The organism is Trebonia sp. (genome assembly GCF_049794275.1).
Lineage (GTDB): Bacteria > Actinomycetota > Actinomycetes > Streptosporangiales > Streptosporangiaceae > Trebonia.
Genome location: NZ_JBARCR010000600.1, coordinates 1 through 3,695, shown reverse-complemented (window position 1 = coordinate 3,695; position 3,695 = coordinate 1). Strand labels below are relative to the sequence as shown.

3 protein-coding genes are annotated in these 3,695 nt (G+C 72.0%); 1 reads left to right on the top strand and 2 read right to left on the bottom strand.

Translation table 11 applies throughout. The annotated features are described in order from the left end of the window. The coding region (locus WA805_RS16200; protein ID WP_425242747.1) for a N,N-dimethylformamidase beta subunit family domain-containing protein at positions 1 to 1,547 on the bottom strand (1,547 nt) is incomplete at its 3' end. A gap of 102 nt (positions 1,548 to 1,649) precedes the next feature. Here WA805_RS16200 and WA805_RS16195 point away from each other — a divergent pair. Further along, a complete protein-coding gene (locus WA805_RS16195) occupies positions 1,650 to 2,843 on the top strand; it encodes a hypothetical protein (protein ID WP_425242746.1) in 1,194 nt (397 codons plus the stop codon). 13 nt (positions 2,844 to 2,856) lie between these two features. Here WA805_RS16195 and WA805_RS16190 read toward each other — a convergent pair. Continuing rightward, positions 2,857 to 3,695 (bottom strand): methylenetetrahydrofolate reductase (locus WA805_RS16190; protein ID WP_425242745.1); only part of this gene is annotated, 839 nt, incomplete at its 5' end.

Here is a 3,695-nt window from a genome sequence, read left to right as displayed (position 1 = left end):
ACCGGGTCGCCGACGTATTCGCGGGTGGCGACCAGGTTGTCGCGGGCCGGGTGCTTAGCAGCGGCGGGGCCGTCGGCGAAGGCGTGCAGGATGTTCGTCGTCACCTGGCGGACGAAGTCAGGGGTGCTGCCGCGGATGCCGTGCGGCTGGTCGCCGTAGATGGCCTCCACCCAGCGCATCGTCCCGCAGTTGTAGACGCCCGCGCCGCTCGAATGGGTGTAGTAGGCGGAATCCCCGTAGCTGGACGCGCCCTGGCAGGTGAGCGGCGAGTGGGACAGCACCTCGATCGGGCGCGGCACCGGGTAGGCCGGGTTCACCCGGTCGTACTCGACGCCGACCAGGTGCGGGAAGCTCGTGCCCGACGACACGCCCGTCCCGGCGTACACCCAGCTCGACGGGCTGGACACCACGAACGAGGCGTCGCACGGGTAGCCCTCGTAGATCGTGCCGATCAGCGAGGACTCCGGGTCGGAGTTCGGCGGCTCGCGCCAGTCGCTGGTGACCTCCGTCGGGTCCTTGCGGTACAGCGGGTCCTCGGTATACGAGGTCTTGTAGCAAACCACCTCGCGGGCGGCACCGAGCGCGGACGACTGCAGCCGGGTGCGGCGGAACACCGCGTTCGCTCCGAGGAACGCCAGGTTCACCCCGGCGTTCCGCGCCGCCGTGACGTTCGCGCGTTCCTCCGGCGTCCAGTACTCGTCGTGGCCCAGCGAGAGCAGCGCGCTGGCGCCGTCGAGCAGGTGCGGGTCGGCGGCGATGTCCATGCTGGTCACGTAGGCCAGGTTCAGGCCCAGGTGCTCGGCGAGCTTGACGATGTTGCGCTCGTAGGTGAGGAAGTAATCGGCGCCGTTGGAGTCGTACGGCCGGTCCAGGCTGACCACCAGCGACCGGTTCGAGTACGCGCCCGCCGTGTCCTTGTACAGGTCGTAGCCGCCCCACAAGTTGTAGGCCTGCCAGGTCTGCACGCAGCTCTTGATCACGATCTTGCCGGCCGTGGAGGCGGACCGCACGGTGACCGGCACGTACCGCTGCGCGCCGGAGTCGGCGTCGAGCCGGAGCAGGTACGCGCCGGCGGGCCAGTCGTCGGTCGGGATGTGCACCACCGGGTCCCAGTCGGTGACCACCGTGTTGGTCGGCTGCACGACAGCGGCGCTCTTCTGCCGGGCGCCGTGCACTGGCCCCGAGGACCAGACCTTGCGCGCGCCGGTGCCCTGGTACCAGCCGAGCCGGAACGCGGTCACCCGGAAGCCGCTCGAGGTGGTGGAGACGAACAGCGGGAACGACTCGCCGGTCAGCACGCTCGCGGAGCCCGTGTACCCCTCGATCTCGTGCTCCGCGCCGAGATTATGCAGCTGCCAGTGCGGGTCGCCGGGCCGCGAGTTCTCCGGCACCGGGGACTTCCACGGCCGGGGAGACGCGGTCAGCGCGGCCGGATGCCCGGACGCCGCGGGGCGGCCGAAGATCTTGGCGGCCCCGGAGGCGACCCCGGCCGCCACGCCCGCCGCGGCCAGGCCGAGGAAGGCTCGCCGGCTCGTCTTCCCTTCCACCCGGGTAAGCATGCCACGGACGAGGCCAGGTATGCGTGACTGCCCGGCGAACGGTAACAACGGTAACGTTTCCGGAACGCTCGGCGCGTACCGTGGGCTTTCGTGGGGAGAACACGGCTGACGTCACGCGAGGCCTGCGTGGCCGTCGGCGTTGTGCTGCTGGCCTTGTTCGCGGCCGCCGTGCCGCTGTCCGGGCTGGCGCGCCAGAACCTGAACGCCGGCGGCGGCTCGGTGCCGGTGTGGGTGTCGGCCGCGTTCGCGGCGACCGGGTGGGTGCTGGCATTTCGCCGTCCCGCCAACCCGCTCGGCTGGATCATGCTCGGCGGCGCCTTCTTCTTCGCCCTGAGCGAGGACGCCAGCTACTACACGGTGGCCGACTACGGGCTCAGGCACGGTGATCTCCCGCTGGGCGCGGTGGCGCTGCTCGCCCAGCCCGGCTGGGCGCCAGGGATCGTGGCACTCGGCCTGCTCATCCTGCTGTTCCCCGACGGCCGGCTGCCCTCCTCGCGCTGGCGGTGGCTGGCGGCCGCCTACGCGGCGGTGGCCGCGCTGTGGATGGCCGGCACTGTCGTGCTCACGGTGCGCGCCCTGGCCGATCACCGCACCCAGGTGGATTCCAGCGGGAACCTGCTGCTGCTCAGCGGCCACGACCCCGCCGCCGGCTGGTGGAACGTGCTCCAGGACCTGTTCTTCCCGCTGCTCATCGCCTGCTGGCTGGCCTCGATCGCCAGCCAGGCGCTCAGCTACCGGCGCTCGTCAGGGGAACGCCGTCAGCAGCTGAAGTGGCTGCTGGCCGGGTCGGCCGCCACCCTGGTCGCCCTTGGGCTCGTCGCGCTGCTCGGGAGCGTGCCGTGGCTGAGTGACGTGATCAGCGTGATCGGCTTCCTCGCGCTGCCGGTGAGCATCGGCGTGGCCGTCTTGCGGTACCGGCTGTTCGACATCGACAGGATCGTCTCCCGCACGCTGGCCTACGCGATCGTGACCGGCCTGCTCATCGGGGTGTACGCGGGCCTTGTGCTGCTCACCACCGAGGTGTTCGGGTTCCATACCCCGGTCGCGGTGGCCGCGTCGACGCTGGCCGCGGCGGCGCTGTTCACCCCGGTGCGGCGGCGCGTGCAGCGCCTCGTGGACCGGCGCTTCAACCGGGCCCGCTACGACGCGGAGACCACCGTGGCCGCGTTCGCGGACCGGCTCAAGGACGCGGTAAACCTCGACGCGGCCCGCGACGACCTAGCTACGACGGTCCACCAGGCCCTGGAACCCGCGCACCTGTCGGTATGGGTCAGCCCCCGCTAAGCGAGTGAGCCTGCTAGCCCAGCGCGGCGTCGATCAGCGGCACCAGGCTCGCCATGTCGTCGTCGGGCGCGGCGAGCAGCACGCCGCTGACCAGCGGACGGGCCTTGCCGAGCAGCTGCGCGGCCAGGTCGGCGCCCACAGCGCGGACCGCCCCGCGGCCCGCCTTCTCCAGCGCGTCCAGCGTCTCGGCGGGCATCGTCACCCCGGGCACCTCGTGCGCCAGGTAGTCGGCCTCCTCGAACGAGCGCAGCGCGCTGACGGACAGCAGCAGCGGCACGCCCGTGCCGTCCAGCGCCGTCACCAGCCGCGACAGCGACTCGAGCTCGTAGACGGGCCGGCTGATCAGGAACTGCGCGCCGGCCCTGATCTTGGCGTGCGCGCGGGCGATCTCCGCCTCGGGGTCACGCGCCCCCGGGTTGACCCGCGCCCCGATGCAGAACGACGTCCCCGCGGTCAGCGCCAGCCCGTTGGAGTCGCGCCCGGCGTTGAGCCCGGCGAGCAGCGCGGTCAGCCCGACCGAGTCCACTTCCCAGGTGCCGTCCACCGCCGGGTAGTCGCCGAGCACCGGCGGGCTGCCCGTCGTCGACACCACGGAACGGATCCCGAGCGCGTGCGCGCCGAGCAGGTCGGCCTGCAGCGACATGATCGTCTTGTCCCAGGTGGTGACCGTGGCGATCGTCTCCACGCCGACCCGCTGCTGCAGCTGCAGCGCCATGTTGAGCGAGTCCATGTGGGTGCGCGCGTTCTCCCGCGGCTGTACCACGACCAGCCCGATGCCGTTCGCCTGCAGCACGGCCGCGGCCTGCTCGGTGTCGCCGGCCCAGCCGCCGGCGGGCGGGGTCAGCGCGGCCC